We start from the raw sequence: 19,241 nt of genomic DNA on the forward strand, positions 1-19,241 counted from the left end.
GTCAGGAATGTTAAATTTTAAGCATGAATCTCTCAGGGATAGTAAATCCTTATCAATTGCTTTTAACACTTTCAATTTAAAACTAACAGAGTAACTCTGGTTCTTTCTTGGTAGCAAACCACTACATCCATATTGCCTATAAAATCCAACCCATTTACGAATATTAGATTCATCCGGACCTTTTTGCTTTGAAACATAATTACAAGAATAATGTTTTTCTAATACTAATTTGACGCATTCAAGCTTAAACGCATAATCATACTTGACTTTTCTTTCCATAAAAATACCCCCAAATAGTGTCTAACTTTTTGGGGGCAGTCTAATATTTGATAGGTTTTTTTCTCTAAAGCAAAATTTACATTTTTGCTTTTAATGCTTTTTTCTTTTCAGTCATTTCTAAAGCTCCGTAAACACCTAATAAGGTATTTTTTACTTCTGTATTTTTAGGATCCAATTCACTTGCTTTTTCTAAATAAGGCAAAGCACTTGTAAAAACTACCTCTCTTTGCTTTTTAAGAACCGCATAACGTTTATTGTCTTTTTCAGAATTTCCTAATTTACTCATTTCTTCAAAAAGTGCTTTATCAGCATCTAATTTCATAATTGCTAAATTCAAATAAGCATTTACATAATCAGGCTTAATTTTAATTGCCTGCAAATAATATTTCTCTGCATCAGCATTATTCTTAGCATTATAACTGATTACTCCTAAATTAAATATCAAATCAGCATCATTAGGATTTTTTAGCAATACCTCTGAAATTAACTTTTTGTAAGTATCAAAATCTTTTGTTTCTAAATACAGATTAGCTTCCGTTAGAATTAATGAAGTGTCTTCAGGATTTGCAACTCTAGCAGCTGCGATTGCTTTTTTAGCTTCTTCTGTTTTTCCTTTCTCAACTAAAATTAAAGCCATATTTTTATATACCTCTCCTCGTTTTGAAGGTATAACTTCAGTTCTTGGCTTTTCGTGAGTCCCTAATTTTACCATTCTGTCTCTTTCTGTAGCTGTTGTAAAAAGATCTTCTTCCCCACTTAACTTATTTACAGCTAGATAACTAGTCTCCTTTCCAGAATAATTCAAAGTTTTTAAGTCTTCATATAACTTAAGAGCCTCATCATAATTCTTTGCATTTACATAAGTAGAAGCTGCATAATATAAATTAATAGTGTCTTTTTTATCTAGTAAGTAAGCATCATATAATTTTTTAGCGCTATCTGAATGCTTGTCAACTTTAGAATCTGCAATTGCAGAATTTATTAATTTAAATTTGATATCAGTAATAGAAGCTGCTGCCTGAGTAGAAAATTTTATTTTTCCTGAAGCTTTTTCAACTGAAATTAAATCTTGGTATGCTTTTGCCGCAAGAGAAAGATTTTTGTCTGTATCAACTTTTTTATTCGCTAAATCTAAATAGGCATTCCCTTTAACAAAGAAAAATTGCGCCTTTTCAGCATCTGGAGCAGTTGCAGAAGCGGCTTCTGCAGCTACCAAAATATTTACTGCTTCTTGCGAATTACCACCTTTAATCGCTTTTTCAGCAGCTTTAATTTGGTCTTTTTGAGCAAAAGTAGCTACTGATATCAATAATGCTGATGCAAGTATTACATATTTACTTTTCATAATATTCTATTTTTGTTTAATAATTATTTTTGTTTATATTCTAATTTTTAAGCTTCATCGTCAGCGTCGTCGTCGTCAGCATCTTCTTCATCCTCTTCACTCTCTTCAGAATCATCCTCGTCATCATCTTCTTCCGTTCCATCATCCTCAAGAACTTCTAATACTGGCTTAACTCTTTCGATAGCCTCAGATTCAATAACATTTCCGTCTTCATCAACAATCACTTCAGCAACATCGTCTTTCATTACTTTTGTAACCGCTGCAATCGAATCGTTTCCTTTTATGTTGATCAACTTCACTCCTTGTGTAGCGCGTCCCATAACTCTCAAATCTTCTACAGCCATTCTAATAGTTAATCCAGATTTGTTGATAATCATTAAATCATCAGCATCTGTAACGGCATTTATAGAAATAAGCTTACCTGTTTTCTCGGTAATATTTAAAGTTTTAACTCCTTTACCACCACGATTTGTGATTCGATACTCATCCAGGCTTGAACGTTTTCCATAACCATTTTCAGCAACGACTAAAATTTCACTGCTCATATCGTTTACAGTAACCATGCCAATTACTTCATCGGATTCATCTTTAAGAGTAATTCCACGAACTCCAGAAGCTGTTCTTCCCATCGGACGGGTTTTAGTCTCTTCAAAACGAACTAATTTACCTGATTTTACAGCCAAAATAATTTGGCTTTCTCCATTAGTCAGTTTAGCTTCCAATAATTCATCTCCTTCTTTGATGGTAATTGCAGCAACACCATTTACTCTAGGTTTAGAATATTTCTCTAAAGATGTTTTCTTAACCTGACCTTTCTTAGTTACCATAATCAAATTATGACTATTGATATATTCCTTATCTTTAAGATCTTGAGTACAAATAAATGCTTTTACTTTATCGTCACTTTCAATATTTACTAAATTTTGAATTGCTCTACCTTTAGCGGTTTTACTTCCTTCTGGAATTTCATAAACACGCATCCAGAAACATTTTCCTTTTTGAGTAAAGAACATCATATATTGATGATTCGTTGCTACAAACATGTGCTCTAAGAAATCTTGATCTCTTGTTCCAGCACTTTTTTGACCAACTCCTCCTCTATTTTGTGTTTTGTATTCCGTTAGATTCGTACGTTTAATATATCCTGCATGAGAGATCGTAATTACCACATTTTCATCGGCAATTAAATCTTCAATACTTACGTCTCCTCCTGAATATTCAATAACAGAACGACGTTCATCGCCATACTTATCGCGAATTTCTTCCAGTTCTTCTTTTATCAGCGCGGTTCTTAAATTCACATCGGCTAACAAAGCTTTCAAATGCTCGATTAACTTCATAATTTCTTCGTATTCGGTTCTTAACTTATCTTGTTCCAGACCAGTTAATTGACGTAAACGCATCTCTACAATTGCACGCGATTGAATGTCTGATAATTTGAATCTTTCGATTAATTTTTCTCGTGCTTCTTCTGTACTTTTTGACGCTTTGATTAAAGCAATAACTTCGTCAATATTATCAGAAGCAATAATCAAACCTTCTAAAATATGTGCTCTTGCTTCTGCTTTTCTTAATTCAAATTGCGTTCTGCGGGTCACCACGTCATGACGGTGTTCGATAAAATAATGAATCAGATCTTTCAGATTCAACATTTGCGGACGCCCTTTTACAATTGCAATATTATTTACGCTGAAAGAAGATTGTAATTGTGTGAATTTATAAAGCGTATTCAAAACTACGTTTGGTGTAGCATCACGTTTCAAAATATAAACGATACGCATTCCGTTTCTATCCGATTCATCACGAATATTAGCAATACCATCTATCTTTTTATCATTCACCAAATCAGCAGTACGTTTGATCATATCTGCTTTATTGACTTGGTATGGAATTTCGGTAACGATAATACACTCGCGACCATCCACTTCTTCAAAACCAACTTTAGCACGCATAACAATACGTCCTCTACCAGTTTTAAATGCTTCACGAACACCTTCATATCCATATATTATACCTCCGGTAGGAAAATCCGGTGCTTTAATATGGTTCATCAATTCATCTATTTCAATATCATTGTTATCAATATAGGCTAATGTACCATTGATGACTTCGGTAAGATTGTGAGGAGGCATATTAGTTGCCATCCCCACTGCTATTCCTGTTGCCCCATTAATTAATAAGGTAGGAACACGCGTTGGCATAACCGTTGGTTCTTCTAAAGTATCATCAAAATTTAATTTAAAATCAACCGTTTCTTTATCTATATCCGCCAAGATCTCTTCCGAAATCTTACGCATTCTGGCCTCCGTATAACGCATCGCTGCCGGACTATCTCCATCCACCGAACCAAAGTTACCCTGACCATCAATTAATAAATAACGTAAACTCCATTCCTGTGCCATACGAACCATAGCGTCATATACAGACGTATCTCCGTGAGGGTGATATTTTCCAAGAACTTCCCCGACAATTCTTGCTGACTTTTTGTGAGCAGATCTTGAGTTAACTCCCAAATCATGCATTCCATAAAGTACTCTTCGATGTACTGGTTTCAAGCCATCTCTGACATCTGGAAGCGCTCTTGATACAATTACCGACATCGAATAATCGATGTAAGCTGTTTTCATTTCATCTTCAATGTTAATAGGAATTAACTTTTCTCCTTCAGACATAAGTTGTTATATTAAAAAATTATATTAGTTTCAAAACGTGCCAATATACGCCTTTTTGAAATTTTTGACCCTGTTTTAGAGTACTTATTTCAATGATTTATTAACAAATTTTTCTTCTCTTTTAGTTAATAAATTATGTAAAATTTAACTGTAATATTATTAATATTTTTGTCTATTAGCTGACAGTAGTTGCTAAAGGAACGATTTTTGTTTTTCAATCACTAATTCACTAAATTTACAGTATCAAATATATATTATGGATGATAATTTTTCACCAAGAGTAAAAGACGTTATAACCTACAGCAAAGAAGAAGCTTTGCGATTGGGTCATGACTTTATAGGAACAGAACACCTTATGCTGGGAATTTTAAGAGATGGTAATGGGAAAGCAATTCAAATTTTGAATAACTTATCTGTCGATCTAGATCATTTACGCAGAAAGGTAGAAATTCTGAGTCCCGCAAGCCCTAGCGTTGAAGTCAATGTAGAAAAGAAAAACTTACACTTGACACGTCAGGCAGAACGAGCACTGAAAACAACTTTTCTTGAAGCAAAAGTATTTCAGAGCTCCTCTATTAGTACAGCGCATCTATTGTTATGCATTTTAAGAAACGAAAACGATCCCACAACCAAGCTATTGAATAAACTTAAAATTGATTACGATATAGCTAAAGAACAATATTTAAATATGACTCCAAACGACGAAGAATTTTTAGAAAACTTGCCAAGAAACGAATCATATAATGACGATTCAGGACAAGATGACAGTCTCAAAGAAGGTACTTTTAATAATCCCGCCAATAAATCAAACAAAAAATCTAAAACACCGGTTTTAGATAATTTTGGGAGAGATTTAACAGAAATGGCCGAAGAAGGAAAATTAGACCCTGTTGTAGGACGTGAAAAAGAAATTGAACGTGTCTCTCAAATTTTGAGCCGTCGTAAAAAGAACAATCCACTGCTTATAGGTGAACCCGGAGTAGGAAAATCGGCTATTGCCGAAGGTTTAGCTTTGCGAATCATTCAAAAGAAAGTATCTCGCATATTGTTCAACAAACGCGTGGTTACTTTAGACCTAGCAAGCCTTGTAGCGGGAACAAAATATCGAGGACAGTTTGAAGAGCGCATGAAAGCAGTGATGAACGAATTAGAAAAAAATGATGATATCATTCTTTTTATTGATGAAATTCATACTATCGTTGGTGCTGGTGGTGCAACTGGTTCTCTAGATGCTTCTAATATGTTTAAACCAGCTTTAGCAAGGGGTGAAATCCAATGTATTGGAGCTACAACCTTAGACGAATACAGACAATACATAGAAAAAGATGGCGCATTAGAAAGACGTTTTCAAAAGATAATCGTAGAACCAACATCTGTTGTGGAAACCATTACTATTTTGAACAATATCAAAAATAAATATGAAGATCATCACAATGTTACCTATACGCAAGAAGCAATTGAAGCTTGTGTAAAATTAACGGATAGATATATGTCTGAACGTTTCTTACCGGACAAAGCTATTGATGCATTAGACGAAGCAGGTTCAAGGGTTCACATCACAAACATTGAAGTTCCAAAAGCCATACTGGATTTAGAACGTCAATTAGACGATGTTCGCGAATTGAAAAATGTTGTTGTCAAAAAACAGAAATATGAAGAAGCAGCTAAACTTCGTGATGATGAAAAACGCATAGAAAAAGATTTAGCAATTGCCCAAGAACAATGGGAAGAAGATGCCAAAAATAACAGAATTGAAGTTACCGAAGACAATGTTGCCGATGTAGTTTCTATGATGACTGGTATTCCCGTAAATCGTATTGCTCAAACCGAAAGCAACAAACTTGCTAAATTACCAGAACTCATTGAAGGTAAGGTAATTGGACAAAGAGAAGCAGTAATGAAAATTGCTCGTTCCATCCAGAGAAATCGCGCAGGATTGAAAGATCCGAACCGACCAATTGGTTCCTTTATTTTCCTTGGACAAACTGGTGTTGGTAAAACGCAATTAGCAAAAGTGTTGGCAAAAGAATTATTCGATTCTGAAGATGCATTGATTCGAATTGACATGAGTGAATACATGGAGAAATTTTCAATTTCAAGACTTGTAGGTGCGCCTCCGGGATACGTAGGTTATGAAGAAGGTGGACAATTAACTGAGAAAGTTCGTAGAAAACCGTATTGTGTTGTATTATTGGATGAGATTGAGAAAGCACATCCTGATGTTTTCAATATGTTATTGCAGGTTCTTGATGATGGTTATTTAACCGATAGTTTAGGCCGAAAAATTGATTTCAAAAACACTATAATTATTATGACTTCCAATGTTGGAGCCAGACAATTAAAAGATTTTGGTCAAGGAGTTGGTTTTGGCACTGCTGCCAAAGTAGCTCAGGCTGATGATAATTCGAAAAGTATCATCGAAAATGCATTGAAAAAAACTTTTGCTCCAGAATTCCTAAACAGAATTGACGATGTAATTGTATTCAATGCTTTAGAAAAACATGATATTGATTTGATTATCGAAATCGAATTGAAAAAATTATTTGCTCGTGTTGCAGAATTGGGTTATCAACTAAGTTTATCTGACAAAGCGAAAGCTTTTATCGCAGAAAAAGGGTTTGATAGACAATTTGGAGCCAGACCATTGAAAAGAGCCATTCAAAAATATGTTGAAGATGCACTTGCTGAAGAAATTATTACTTCAAAAATTGCTTCAGGAGACGAAATTTTCATGGATATTGAAGATGGAGCACAAGAACTAACCGTGCAAGTTCATAAAGCAGGTGAACCAACCAATTTATAGTTTATCCCAATTTTAAATATTTAATAACCCGTTACGTTTTTATAACATAGCGGGTTTATTCTTTAATGCAAAATCTTCCTTTTTTTAAAAACAAATATTTACATTTGATTTCAAAAAAAAAGATTAAATAAATTCAATTTATGTCTCAAAACAAAGTCATCCTGGGTAGCGAAGAATGGTGTTCATTTCCGGAATTAGATATTCCAACAATAAAGGCACGTGTTGATTCAGGTGCAAAAACATCAGCCTTACATGCTATAAATATTGCTCCTTTTATAAAAAACGAAGCCAACTGGGTGAAATTTGATATCAACCCTATTCAGAATAACCTAAAAACAGTTATACATTGTGAGGCTCCTTTGGTTGACAAACGAATTGTAAAGAGTTCCAGTGGATTTAGAGAACAACGCTATGTTATTAAAACCAATTTAAAAATTGGTGATTCGATATGGCCAATAGAGATGACACTGACCAACAGGGATTCAATGGGTTTTAGAATGCTTTTAGGGCGTGAAGCGATGAGCGGTAGAGTTCTTGTTGATCCGGAACAAAAATATCTTTTAGGACAGCCTACAACTGAAAGTCTAAAGGAACTTTATAAAAATTCTGAAAAAGCAAGTTCTGGATTGCGCATTGGACTCTTAGCCAGTAATCCTGAATTATATAGTAATAAAAGAATTATGGAAGCTGGTGAAATGCGCGGTCATGAGATGCACTTTTTGAATATCAAGGAATGCTACATGAAGCTCGATGCAAAAACACCTGAAATTCATTACCGCGGTGGGAAGATTTTAAATCAATTTGACGCAATTATCCCTAGAATCCGCCCTAGTATTACCTTTTATGGTTGTGCTTTGACTAGGCAATTTGAAGCTTTAAAAGTTTTTTGTTTGAATTCTTCTACAGCAATTACGCAATCGAGAGACAAATTATATTCTTTGCAACTGTTACTCAATCATGGTGTAGATATCCCTACAACTGGTTTTGCAAATTCACCTTTAGATACTAACGATCTGATAAAAATGGTTGGCGGTTCTCCACTAATTGTAAAATTACTGGAAGGTACGCAAGGAAAAGGTGTAGTATTGGCAGAGACAAAAAAAGCCGCTGAAAGTGTAATTAATGCGTTCAAAAGTTTAAACGCTAACATATTGGTTCAGGAATTCATTAAAGAAGCGAATGGAAAGGATATACGTTGTTTTGTAATTGACGGTAAAGTGGTGGCGGCCATTCAACGGGAGGCTATGCCAGGTGAATTCAGAGCTAATATTCACTTGGGAGGCACAGCATCAATTATAAAAGTAACCAGTGAAGAAAAGCGCATTGCAATTAAAGCTGCTAAAGCTATGGATCTAAAAGTTGCAGGTGTAGATATTATCCGTTCAGCAAAGGGCCCTCTATTATTAGAAGTTAATTCTTCGCCGGGACTTGAAGGTATTGAAGGTGCTACTAATAAAGACATTGCTGGCGAAATGATAAAAGCCATTGAGAAGAATTTTAAATTGGTTTAATTAATTTTATAATCGTAAAAAATGAATACATATATCGATATTATATTGAGAAGCATATCCGTTTATTTTTTTATGATTATTGCTTTACGGATTTTTGGCAAGAAAGAGTTATCACAACTAAATACCGCTGATGTAATACTAATTTTATTAATCAGTAATTCTGTGCAGAATGCCATGGTAGGAACGGACACTACGCTTTGGGGAGGTTTAGCGGCAGCAACCGTACTTTTCTTTATCAATTTTGTTTTAAAGAAATTGATGTACAAGTATAAAGGCTTCAGCGATTTTATGCAGGAAAAACCAGAGATTCTAATTCATGACGGAAATTTAGACTTTAAATCTTTAAGTAGATTAAACATCACGGCTGACGAATTAAAAGAAGCTATGCGCGAACATGGCTTAGAATATTTTAAAGATGTAAAATTAGCTATGTTAGAGATCGATGGGAATATAAGCATCATTTCTGGAGATCGAGATCTTAAACAAACCCAATATAAACGAAAAATAAGAAGAAAAAAAATTTTGGTTTAAAAGTCATTTTTAAAAATTTTTTAGTTTTTATAGACTATTTAATTCATAAAAAAACCATTCACGAGGAATGGTTTTTTTATGAATAATAACTATCGAAATATTTTAAATAAATAAACTTAAAGTATAGTATACTAAGCCCGCTAAAATAGCTGAAATAGGAATGGTTAAAACCCATGCCCATAATAAGCTTACGGTCATTCCCCATCGTACCGCTGAAACTCTTTTAGTAAGCCCTACTCCAATGATAGATCCTGTAATAGTATGTGTTGTACTTACCGGCACTTTGAAATGCTCTGTAAAATACAACGTTAATGCACCAGCAGTCTCGGCAGCTACTCCTTCAAAGGAGGTAACCTTAGTAATTTTGGAACCCATTGTTTTTACAATTTTCCAACCACCACTCAAAGTACCTACGGCAATTGCGGTGTAACAGGCTAATGGGATCCAACCTGGCATTACGCCTTTGATGCCTTTGTCTTCATTTGGAAGAACTACTTGTAACCACTCTGGAAGAGTAAAAATATCTGCTCCAGTGGTATTTATGTATACTGCAACAGCAGCAGCAATAATACCCATCACTTTTTGCGAATCGTTTCCACCGTGCCCTAAACTAAAAGCAGCAGAGGAGAGTAATTGCATTTTCTTTAACCAGGCTGTGGCTTGATGTAAATTTAAGCTACTAAATATTAAACAAAACAAACTTACCGTTAATATAATAAATGCAACCAAAAACCATTTGATGTTATGAGATTCAAAAACAACACTCCAGAAATGAGAATCAAAACGCGGTTTTTCAATATCAGCATAATTTACCATCTGACCTTGTACAAACCAAATTGTCAAGAGCATTAAAGACAATGTGAAAATTTTAGGAAAAATACTTTTTTTCGATGCGTTCAAAAGCCATATTGAGATCAAATAGGAAATTAAAGCTCCTAATAATGGTGCCAAAACAATAAAAGCAACAATGATAAAAACTCCAGACGGCATTCCACCATCCTTACCTGCTTTGTACCAACTCACGATATTGTACCAGTGTCTTGTATGTGAAACACCTTCTTCCACGATTGTATAATCACCAAATCCATGAACAGCAATAGCATGCGCCAATGCAGCACCTGCAAAACCACCAATTAATGTATGTGAAGAACTGGAAGGAATCCCTTGCCACCAGGTAATCAAATTCCAGACAATAGCAGCGATTACTCCTGCCAGTATAACAGTAAGATTAATTTCACTAGTTTCAGCTGTTTTTGCGACAGTATTTGCGACACCTAAACCAAAAACCCAATAGGCCAAAAAGTTAAAAAATGCGGCCCAAACTACGGCTTGAAAAGGAGTTAATACCTTTGTAGCAACAACTGTAGCTATAGCATTAGCAGCATCATGAAAACCATTTATGTAATCAAAAATTAAAGCCAAAACTATAATAACAATAAGTAAAGTCATAATAAATTTTTAAAATGAAACTGAAAGATTAAGAATGTTTTACAGAAATTGATTCTAAAACACTTGCTACACTCTTACATTTATCAGTTGCTGATTCTAAAACTGACAATACTTCTTTGTATTTTATAATATTTTTTGCGTCCGTTTCATTTTCAAAGATTTCGAAAACAGCTTTATTGTAAACATTATCAGACTTGTTCTCCAGCTTATTTATTTTTGCGCAAGCATCAGTAATCTTCTTCATGTTTTTTAAATTCCTAAGTTCCTTTACCGCTACATCAATATGTTGACAAGCTTCAAGATTGATTTCTGTTAGTTTCCTAATAGACTTAGTAATTTTATCAACTTGATATAATTTCATTCTGCTAGCGGCTCCGTGAAGATAATCCGCAACATTGTCTATTGAAGTAATCAAAGAATGGATATCTTCTCTATCAAATGGGGTAATAAAATTTCTACTTAACTCAAGATTGGTTTGACGTGTTATGTCTTCTCCTTTTTGCTCTAAAGCATCTATTTTTTGAAAAAGAACTTCACGCTCCTTTAATGGAAGATTTACTGCTTCGTGCAAATTAGAAGCCAATTCAATTAAATTACTTGAAGCTTGTTCGAAAAGAGGAAAGAACTTTTTATCCTTAGGAACCAAAAATTGGAAAATACTATTTAATGACATTTTATTAATTTTAGAGTACAAAATTACTTCTTTATTTTACGTTAACGTTAGGAAAACGTTAACAAATCTTCTTCAATCTGAAAACTATTCAAAAACGAAACCGATTTTTCTATATCATAATGCAAAATTCGATCTTCTTTTACCAATGGAACTTCTTCACGATAAGCGCCTAAAAACATTTCGATGAAATCACTTGATTGCAAAGGTCTTCTGTATTCGATTGCTTGCGAAGCGTTCATCAATTCAATAGCTAAAATTCGCTCTAAATTATCCATAACTCGCAATGCTTTTGTAGCTGCATTAGCTCCCATACTTACGTGATCTTCTTGCCCATTACTTGACACAATACTATCTACACTAGCCGGTGTTGCTAATTGTTTATTTTGACTTGCAATGCTCGCTGCTGTATATTGCGGAATCATTAATCCCGAATTCAAACCCGGATTATCGACCAAAAATGCAGGAAGACTGCGCAAACCAGAAATCAATTGGTAGGTTCTTCTTTCAGAAATACTTCCTAATTCAGCCAAAGCAATTGCCATAAAATCTAATGCCAAGGCCAATGGTTGTCCATGAAAATTACCTCCGGAAATGATTTGGTCACTTTCAATAAAAATATTAGGATTATCAGTTACCGAATTGATTTCTGTTTTAAAAACTTTTTTCACATAATCAATAGCGTCTTTTGAAGCACCGTGAACCTGCGGCATACATCTGAAAGAATACGGATCTTGAACATGCTTTTTTTCTTGCTCAATAATTTCGCTGCCTTCAAGAATACCTTTTATGCGATTGGCAGTTACAATTTGTCCTTTATGAGGCCTGATAAAATGGATTAACTCATTAAAAGGTTCGATTCTTCCATCGAATCCTTCAAGAGAAATCGCACCTATTAGATCCGCTAAATAAGAGAATTTATTAGCTTTCATTATTATATGTGCACCATAAGCACTCATAAATTGTGTCCCGTTTAATAAAGCTAGTCCTTCTTTAGATTTTAAAACGATAGGTTCCCAATTAAAATGCTTTAAAACTTCACTAGAGTGGACTTTCTTTCCTTCAAAAAACACCTCTCCTTCACCCAACAAAGGCAATGACAAATGCGCTAATGGAGCTAAATCACCCGAAGCTCCCAGAGAACCTTGGGTATAGATTATAGGTAAAATATCATTATTATAAAATGCAATCAGACGTTCGACTGTTTGCAATTGTATCCCGGAATGGCCGTAACTCAAGGATTGAATTTTAAGCAATAACATCAGTTTAACAATTTCATTTGGCACTTCGTCTCCTGTCCCGCAAGAATGCGATTTCACTAGGTTTTCCTGAAGTTTTGACAAATTTTCATTTGATATTTTCACATTACAAAGTGAGCCAAAGCCTGTATTTATTCCATAAATAGGCGCTGAGTGCGTCTCCATTTTCTTGTCTAAATAATCCCTGCATTTCTGGATATTAATTTTTGCTTCGTCAGACAGCTCTAACGATTTATGATGCGAGATAATTTCATCCAAAGCTTCTAACGAAAGTACCGCTGTACTTATATAATGTGTATTGTCCATTTCACGTTCTGTTTAATTGCCCAAAATTGAATAAATCAATATTAAAAAGCAACATATTTTATTGATAATTTAAAATTCCTATTCAAAAAAGTTTAATAAATAGATTTCATGCAAATAATCCTATCTTTAATATAATTGATTAAATCTTTTTCTATTTATTTTCAAATGATTAGAATCCCAATTTAGTAAATTTCAACTAGTTTTTACCATTGTGTATTTTAAGCAAATTGCAGGAAATAAACCGAAAAAGGTCAAAAAGCACCTCTTTAGACCTAAAAAAACCTAATAAAATCGCTTTCTATTAGCTTAAAATTCTAAAAAATTATAAGAATAGCTTCGATAATCAGCTTGTATATTAAACTATATCTATTTTAATTCGAATTGGAACTGAATTTTTAAAATATTCGCAAAAAAAGATTTTAGCGCTCCATTTTTTATAAAAAACTGTACTTTTGAAAAATAATAATGACAGCTAACAGACCTACATATCACTCTTCGATAACAACTCAAATTTGGGTTGCAGTTTCTGTTACTTCTACATTTACAACTACAACGACTACTACCCCTTAGGGGTATACAATTTACATATAATCCTATTTTTATATTTTTCTTTTTTTAAGAAGGAAAGGTATTGGATGTATAAATAATGTTTCCTTTTTATAAAATAAAACAAACAAAATGAAAGTATTAAAATTTGGTGGAACTTCGGTAGCCAATGCACAAAATATAAAACTAGTCCTAGACATAGTCATCAATAAAGCAAAGGAAGAAAAATTAGTGGTAGTAGTTTCTGCGTTTAGCAAAGTAACCGATTTGCTTCAACTCGCTTCTCACAAAGCAGCAGCTGGAGATGAAAGTTTCAAAGAAATTCTGGCAGAAATAGAGCGAAAACATTTAGAAGCTTTAAAAGAATTTATTCCTGTAAGTGACCAAAGCAGTTTATTAAGCCATGTAAAAAGAATTGTAAATCATCTGGAAACATTACTTGATGGCTGCTTTCTTTTGGGCGAATTATCTGCCAGGACTTCAGATACTATTTTGAGTTTTGGAGAATTATTGTCTTCCTACATCATTTCTGAAGCCTTAAAACAGAATCTAAAAAATAGCGGATATAAAGACAGTCGGGAATTAATAAAAACCGATAATCATTTTGGGAAAGCCACTGTAAATTTTGAAGTTTCGAATCAATTAATTGCTGATTTTTTTGCTTTTAATGAGAATCAAGTGGTTGTAATGCCTGGTTTTATTGCTGCATCACTTGATGGTATAAACACGACTTTAGGCCGCGGTGGCTCTGATTATACTGCCGCAATCCTCGCCGGAGCATTGAATTCTTCCGACTTAGAAATTTGGACGGATGTAAACGGAATGTTTACTGCCAATCCAAAAATCGTAAAACAAGCGCAGCCTATTGCTTTTATTTCTTATCAAGAAGCGATGGAATTGTCACATTTTGGGGCCAAAGTCTTATACCCGCCAACTATTCAGCCAGTATTAAGAAAGAATATACCAATTCTCATCAAAAATACTTTTGAGCCAGAAGCCGAGGGAACTTATATTTCAAATCAGGAAATGGACCATACAAATCCGGTAAAAGGAATTAGCCATATCGACAACATCACTTTAATAACTCTTGAAGGATCTGGAATGATTGGTGTTACCGGTTCATCTAAAAGACTTTTTGAAGTATTGTCTCATGAAAATATCAATGTTATTTTTATTACTCAGGCTTCATCGGAACATTCGATTTGTATTGGAATTCTAAATTTGGATGCTGATGTAGCCGAAGAGGCAATCAACAAAGCTTTTGAAATTGAGATTTTACAAAACAAAATTGATCCATGTATTGTCGAAAAAAACCTTTGCATCATTGCTTTAGTTGGAGAAAACATGAAAAATCACCAAGGTTTAAGTGGTCGAATGTTTAGTACTTTAGGGAAAAATAACGTAAACATCAGAGCGATTGCACAAGGAGCTTCCGAAAGAAATATTTCGGCGGTTATCAACGAAAGAGATGTTAAGAAAGCATTGAACACTTTACATGAAAACTTTTTCGAAGAAAATACTAAGCAGTTAAACCTGTTTGTCATGGGTGTCGGAAATGTAGGGGAGAAATTCATCGAGCAAATTCACCAACAAAAGAAATTCCTAAAAGAAAATCTAAAAATAAATTTACGCGTCATTGCTTTATCTAATTCCCGAAAAATGTATTTTGACGAGGATGGAATCGCTTTAAAAGAATGGCAATTTTTATTGGAAACCGGAGAACCTGCTGACAAAGAAAAGTTCATTGCAAATGTAAAAGAACTCAATTTGCGCAACAGTATTTTTGTGGATATCACAGCAAATGAAAGCGTATCCAAAACATACGAACAGTACCTGAAACGGAATATTGCGGTAGTAACTTGTAACAAAATTGCATGTGCTTCTGAGTACGACAATTATAAAAAGCTAAAAAAACTATCCAGACAATTCAACGCTCCGTTTCTGTTTGAAACTAATGTTGGAGCTGGATTACCAATTATTGATACTGTAAAAAATCTGATTGCTTCTGGTGATAAGGTGAATAAAATTCAGGCCGTTTTATCCGGTAGTTTGAACTTTATCTTTAACAATTTTGATGAAAATCATACTTTCCATGACGTTGTAAAAGAAGCTGGAGTACAAGGGTTTACAGAACCGGATCCTAAGATTGATTTGAGCGGAATTGACGTTGCCAGAAAGATATTGATCCTGATTCGAGAAAGTGGTTACAAGATGGAAATAGAAGAGATTGTAAACGAATCTTTCATGCCTGCCGAATGCTTGGACACTACTTCGAATGAAGCTTTTTTCGAATCCTTGAAAACTCATGCAGCTCATTTTGAAACCATTTATAAAGAAGCTTTGAGCAAAGATTCTCGATTGAAGTACGTGGCGCAATTCGAAAATGGAAAAGCAAATGTTGGATTGCGATTCATTCCGAAAGACCATCCTTTTTACAATCTGGAAGGAAAAGACAATATTGTTTTATTCTTTACAGATCGTTATGTAGACCAGCCTTTATTAATAAAAGGTGCCGGTGCCGGTGCTGCAGTTACGGCTTCAGGAATATTTGCTGATGTAATCAGAATTGGAAACGTATAAGAAATAATTTAAAGTTTTCTTTATTTAAAGTTTCAAGTTCTACAACTAGCAACAACTTTAAACCTGAAACTTTAAATCTGAAACAAAAAATTATGAATGAAATAAAAATATTTTGCCCCGCCACAATTGCCAATCTATCCTGCGGATTTGATGTCCTAGGGCTTTGTTTAGAAACTGCGGGTGACGAAATGATTATTCGAAAATCAGATGTAAAAGGGATTCGCATCACTAAAATTGTAGGTGCCGACTTGCCTTTGGAAACCGAAAAAAATGTTGCCGGAGTATCCGCTTTGGCGATGTTGGAAGCGGTAGAAACGGAATTTGGATTTGAAATCGAAATCTACAAACACATCAAAGCCGGTAGCGGAATTGGCAGCAGTGCTGCCAGTTCAGCGGGTGCTGTTTTTGGAATCAATGAACTATTGGGACGCCCATTTACCAGAAAAGAATTGGTTTTATTCGCTATGCAAGGTGAAAAACTAGCCAGTGGAAACGCCCATGCAGATAACGTAGCTCCTGCCCTTTTGGGTGGTTTTACGTTGGTGCGAAGTTCAAATCCGTTAGATATTATCAAAATAGAAAGTCCTTCGGAATTGTATGCAACCGTGGTTCATCCGCAAATTGAGTTGAAAACTTCGGATGCACGTTCGGTATTGAAACAAACGGTTTCCTTGAAAAGTGCCATCACGCAATGGGGAAATGTAGGCGGATTAATTGCCGGATTGTACACTAAAGATTATGATTTAATCGGACGTTCATTACATGATGAAATCGTAGAACCGTTGCGAAGTGTATTGATACCAGGATTTGATTTAATAAAAAAAACAGCTTACGAAAACGGAGCTTTGGGTTCAGGAATTTCGGGTTCCGGTCCTTCTATTTTTGCTTTAAGCAAAGGAAAGGAAACCGCTGATAAAATTGCAAAAGCTATGAGCGCTGTTTACGATACAATGAATTTACCATATGAAATTCATGTTTCTAAAGTGAATGATGAAGGAATGAAAATAATTAGTTAATACAATAATAAGGAGATTGCTTCGCGCCTCACAATGACAAAAAAATGAAATATTACAGTTTAAACCATAACGCACCAAAAGTTTCTTTTCAAGAAGCCGTAATACAAGGATTAGCAACCGATAAAGGATTGTATTTCCCAGAAAACATTACCCCGTTATCACCTGCTTTTTTTGATACTATCGAAAAATTAAGCAACGAGGAAATTGCTTTTCAAGCGATCCAACAATTTGTGGGTGACGAAATTCCAGAAGACACTTTAAAGCAAATCATTGCCGAAACCCTGTGTTTTGATTTCCCTGTGGTTGAAGTCGAAAAAGACATTTATTCCCTTGAATTGTTTCATGGCCCAACGATGGCTTTCAAGGATGTAGGCGCACGATTTATGTCGCGTTGTTTGGGGTATTTTAATAAAGATAACGCCGATAGTAAAAACACCGTTCTGGTAGCGACTTCCGGAGATACTGGAGGTGCTGTGGCGAGCGGTTTTCTTGGCGTAAAAGGTGTGGAAGTTATTATCCTGTATCCTTCCGGAAAAGTGAGCGATATTCAGGAACGACAATTGACGACTTTGGGTCAGAATATTAAAGCGCTTGAAGTGGATGGCGTTTTTGATGATTGCCAGGATATGGTCAAAAAAGCGTTTTTGGACGAAAGTCTAAAACATAAAAACCTGACTTCGGCCAATTCGATAAATATTGCACGCTGGTTGCCGCAAATGTTTTATTTCTTCTTTGCGTATAAAGCCTTAAAAAAACAGAATAAACCGTTAGTTTTCTCTTGTCCGAGTGGAAATTTCGGAAATATTTGTGCGGGGATTATTGCGAAAAAAATGGGATTGCCTATTGAGCATTTTGTAGCTGCTACGAATGTAAATGATACTGTTCCGAGGTTTTTAGAAAATGGAATTTACGATCCGCAACCTTCTATCGCTACGATTTCGAATGCGATGGATGTGGGAAATCCAAGCAATTTCATTCGAATTCAGGAAATGTACGACAATGATTTAGAGCAATTTAAAAAAGATTTTTCTTCGTTTACGTTCTCTGATGCAGAGACTTTAGAAGCCATGAAAACCATTTACAATAGTGATGGTTATATTGCAGAACCTCATGGAGCTATTGGTTATCTAGGATTGAAAAAAGAATTGAAAAACCACCCAAATGCTATTGGCATATTCTTAGAAACCGCTCACCCGATTAAGTTTTTGGATACGGTTGAACCAACATTAAACGCAAAACTGCCGATTCCAACACAAATTGAAAGTGTATTAGGAAAAGAGAAAGTAAGCACAAAAATTAAAACGTATGAAGAATTGAAAGCGTTTTTAGCCTAGTTTCTATAGCTCCCTATTAAAAAGACAAAAACGGCTGAAAAATTTCTCAGCCGTTTTGTTTTAAATAATTCTAATATATCAAATTTGAGCAGTTTAAAACTAAATCGCTCGAATTTATGCAGCGAAAAGAATTCTACAATCTGTTAAACTTAAACTTCTGTCCGCCAATCGATGCTTCGTACATAAGTCCGCCTTTCTGCATCGTGAACACCATAACGCCGTTCGTATACTTTACATTTGCTGAGGCACCTTCGGTTACGGCTACTGCTGAGGCTTGTGCGGAAAACTCGAAGCGACTTTCTTTAAAACGTGCTAATTCCGCTTTCGTCTCAAAAAATATTACCTCTCGATACACTTGCCCGCCTGCTTGAAATCCTATGCTCAGTTGCGACAATTTAGCCATACCAACCATCGTATTATGTTCATATACAACACCGTTTCCAGCTGCTCCCCCAATGCCAAATCCTGCTTTACCAACATTAGGAAAAATAACATAACCTGCCGCTTTTTCAAAAAGTCCTTTCATTAAAGGATCACTTTTAATGAACTCTGCTTTTGCGGTATGACTGTCAGCAATAACTTTATTCTTTCTAGCAGTCGATTGCCCAAATGTAGGTGTTACGTTTATTGCAAAGGCAATCACTAATATCCAAATAATTTTTAAATTTTTCATGTACTATATATATTAAATTACTATTAAATTATTTATTCAAAGTTAAGAAAAATTCCTTAATTAACATTTAAACTAATTGAATATCAATACTTTAAATATTTAAAATGTAAATTGATTTTCTCATTAGCTTACAATACGAAAATAGCGCGATTACTTGATTACGCTGTTACACAATTATTGCTTTTACTTGTATAATTACTTTTCGGGATTGAATCTTTTGTATGCAACGATTTTACAATTTTGATACGAAATCATCGAGAGCTCCAT

Annotated in this window: 13 protein-coding genes; 6 read left to right on the forward strand and 7 right to left on the reverse strand. The window is 34.6% G+C overall.

What is annotated here, in order from left to right; translation table 11 throughout:
• From BUC23_RS05680 to gyrA, 3 genes are all read right to left on the reverse strand, one after another.
• A partial coding sequence (locus BUC23_RS05680) for a transposase (RefSeq protein WP_139259779.1) occupies window positions 1-279 on the reverse strand: 279 nt, incomplete at its 3' end.
• 76 nt (window positions 280-355) lie between these two features.
• On the reverse strand, window positions 356-1,624 hold the full coding sequence (locus tag BUC23_RS05685) for a tetratricopeptide repeat protein (RefSeq protein WP_073206838.1): 1,269 nt from the start codon (window positions 1,622-1,624) through the stop codon (window positions 356-358).
• A gap of 47 nt (window positions 1,625-1,671) precedes the next feature.
• Window positions 1,672-4,296 carry a DNA gyrase subunit A gene (gene gyrA / locus BUC23_RS05690; RefSeq protein ID WP_073206841.1) on the reverse strand — a complete coding sequence of 875 codons (2,625 nt, stop codon included), beginning with the start codon at window positions 4,294-4,296 and terminating at the stop codon, window positions 1,672-1,674.
• 256 nt (window positions 4,297-4,552) lie between these two features.
• On the opposite strand from gyrA, the gene BUC23_RS05695 reads away from it, so the two are divergent.
• The 3 genes from BUC23_RS05695 to BUC23_RS05705 all read left to right on the forward strand — a co-directional run bounded on the left by BUC23_RS05695 (window position 4,553) and on the right by BUC23_RS05705 (window position 9,141).
• Window positions 4,553-7,099 (forward strand): ATP-dependent Clp protease ATP-binding subunit, encoded by a 2,547-nt coding sequence (locus BUC23_RS05695; protein WP_073206844.1) that lies wholly within the window; start codon window positions 4,553-4,555, stop codon window positions 7,097-7,099.
• A 140-nt stretch (window positions 7,100-7,239) separates the two neighbouring features.
• Entirely contained in the window at window positions 7,240-8,610 is a 1,371-nt protein-coding gene (gene rimK / locus BUC23_RS05700; protein WP_073206847.1) for a 30S ribosomal protein S6--L-glutamate ligase, read from the forward strand.
• A 21-nt stretch (window positions 8,611-8,631) separates the two neighbouring features.
• A complete protein-coding gene (locus BUC23_RS05705; protein WP_073206850.1) occupies window positions 8,632-9,141 on the forward strand; it encodes a DUF421 domain-containing protein in 510 nt (169 codons plus the stop codon).
• A gap of 102 nt (window positions 9,142-9,243) precedes the next feature.
• Here the strand turns inward: BUC23_RS05705 and BUC23_RS05710 are convergent, their stop codons facing one another.
• The 3 genes from BUC23_RS05710 to hutH are packed head-to-tail and all read right to left on the reverse strand — an operon-like array spanning window position 9,244 to window position 12,825.
• Window positions 9,244-10,590, reverse strand: a complete 1,347-nt coding sequence (locus BUC23_RS05710; protein ID WP_073206853.1) for an inorganic phosphate transporter — start codon at window positions 10,588-10,590, stop codon at window positions 9,244-9,246.
• A gap of 28 nt (window positions 10,591-10,618) precedes the next feature.
• Entirely contained in the window at window positions 10,619-11,263 is a 645-nt protein-coding gene (locus BUC23_RS05715) for a DUF47 domain-containing protein (RefSeq protein ID WP_073206857.1), read from the reverse strand.
• A 47-nt stretch (window positions 11,264-11,310) separates the two neighbouring features.
• Window positions 11,311-12,825 carry a histidine ammonia-lyase gene (hutH, locus tag BUC23_RS05720; RefSeq protein ID WP_073206860.1) on the reverse strand — a complete coding sequence of 505 codons (1,515 nt, stop codon included), beginning with the start codon at window positions 12,823-12,825 and terminating at the stop codon, window positions 11,311-11,313.
• A 678-nt stretch (window positions 12,826-13,503) separates the two neighbouring features.
• Between hutH and thrA the strand changes: the two genes are divergently transcribed.
• The 3 genes from thrA (at window position 13,504) to thrC (ending at window position 18,301) form a co-directional block, all read left to right on the forward strand.
• The gene (gene thrA, locus BUC23_RS05725) at window positions 13,504-15,951 is read left to right on the forward strand and encodes a bifunctional aspartate kinase/homoserine dehydrogenase I (protein ID WP_073206863.1); all 2,448 of its coding nucleotides are present in this window, start codon (window positions 13,504-13,506) and stop codon (window positions 15,949-15,951) included.
• A 92-nt stretch (window positions 15,952-16,043) separates the two neighbouring features.
• On the forward strand, window positions 16,044-16,967 hold the full coding sequence (locus BUC23_RS05730; RefSeq protein ID WP_073206866.1) for a homoserine kinase: 924 nt from the start codon (window positions 16,044-16,046) through the stop codon (window positions 16,965-16,967).
• Window positions 16,968-17,011: 44 nt separating this feature from the next.
• Window positions 17,012-18,301: a threonine synthase gene (gene thrC, locus BUC23_RS05735; protein ID WP_073206870.1), complete on the forward strand. Its 1,290-nt coding sequence runs from the start codon at window positions 17,012-17,014 to the stop codon at window positions 18,299-18,301.
• 133 nt (window positions 18,302-18,434) lie between these two features.
• Here thrC and BUC23_RS05740 read toward each other — a convergent pair whose 3' ends face one another.
• Window positions 18,435-18,944 carry a lipid-binding SYLF domain-containing protein gene (locus tag BUC23_RS05740; RefSeq protein ID WP_244153776.1) on the reverse strand — a complete coding sequence of 170 codons (510 nt, stop codon included), beginning with the start codon at window positions 18,942-18,944 and terminating at the stop codon, window positions 18,435-18,437.
• Window positions 18,945-19,241 lie beyond the last annotated feature (297 nt).

It is taken from the genome of Flavobacterium xinjiangense (assembly GCF_900142885.1).
In the GTDB taxonomy this organism is placed as follows: Bacteria; Bacteroidota; Bacteroidia; order Flavobacteriales; family Flavobacteriaceae; genus Flavobacterium; species Flavobacterium xinjiangense.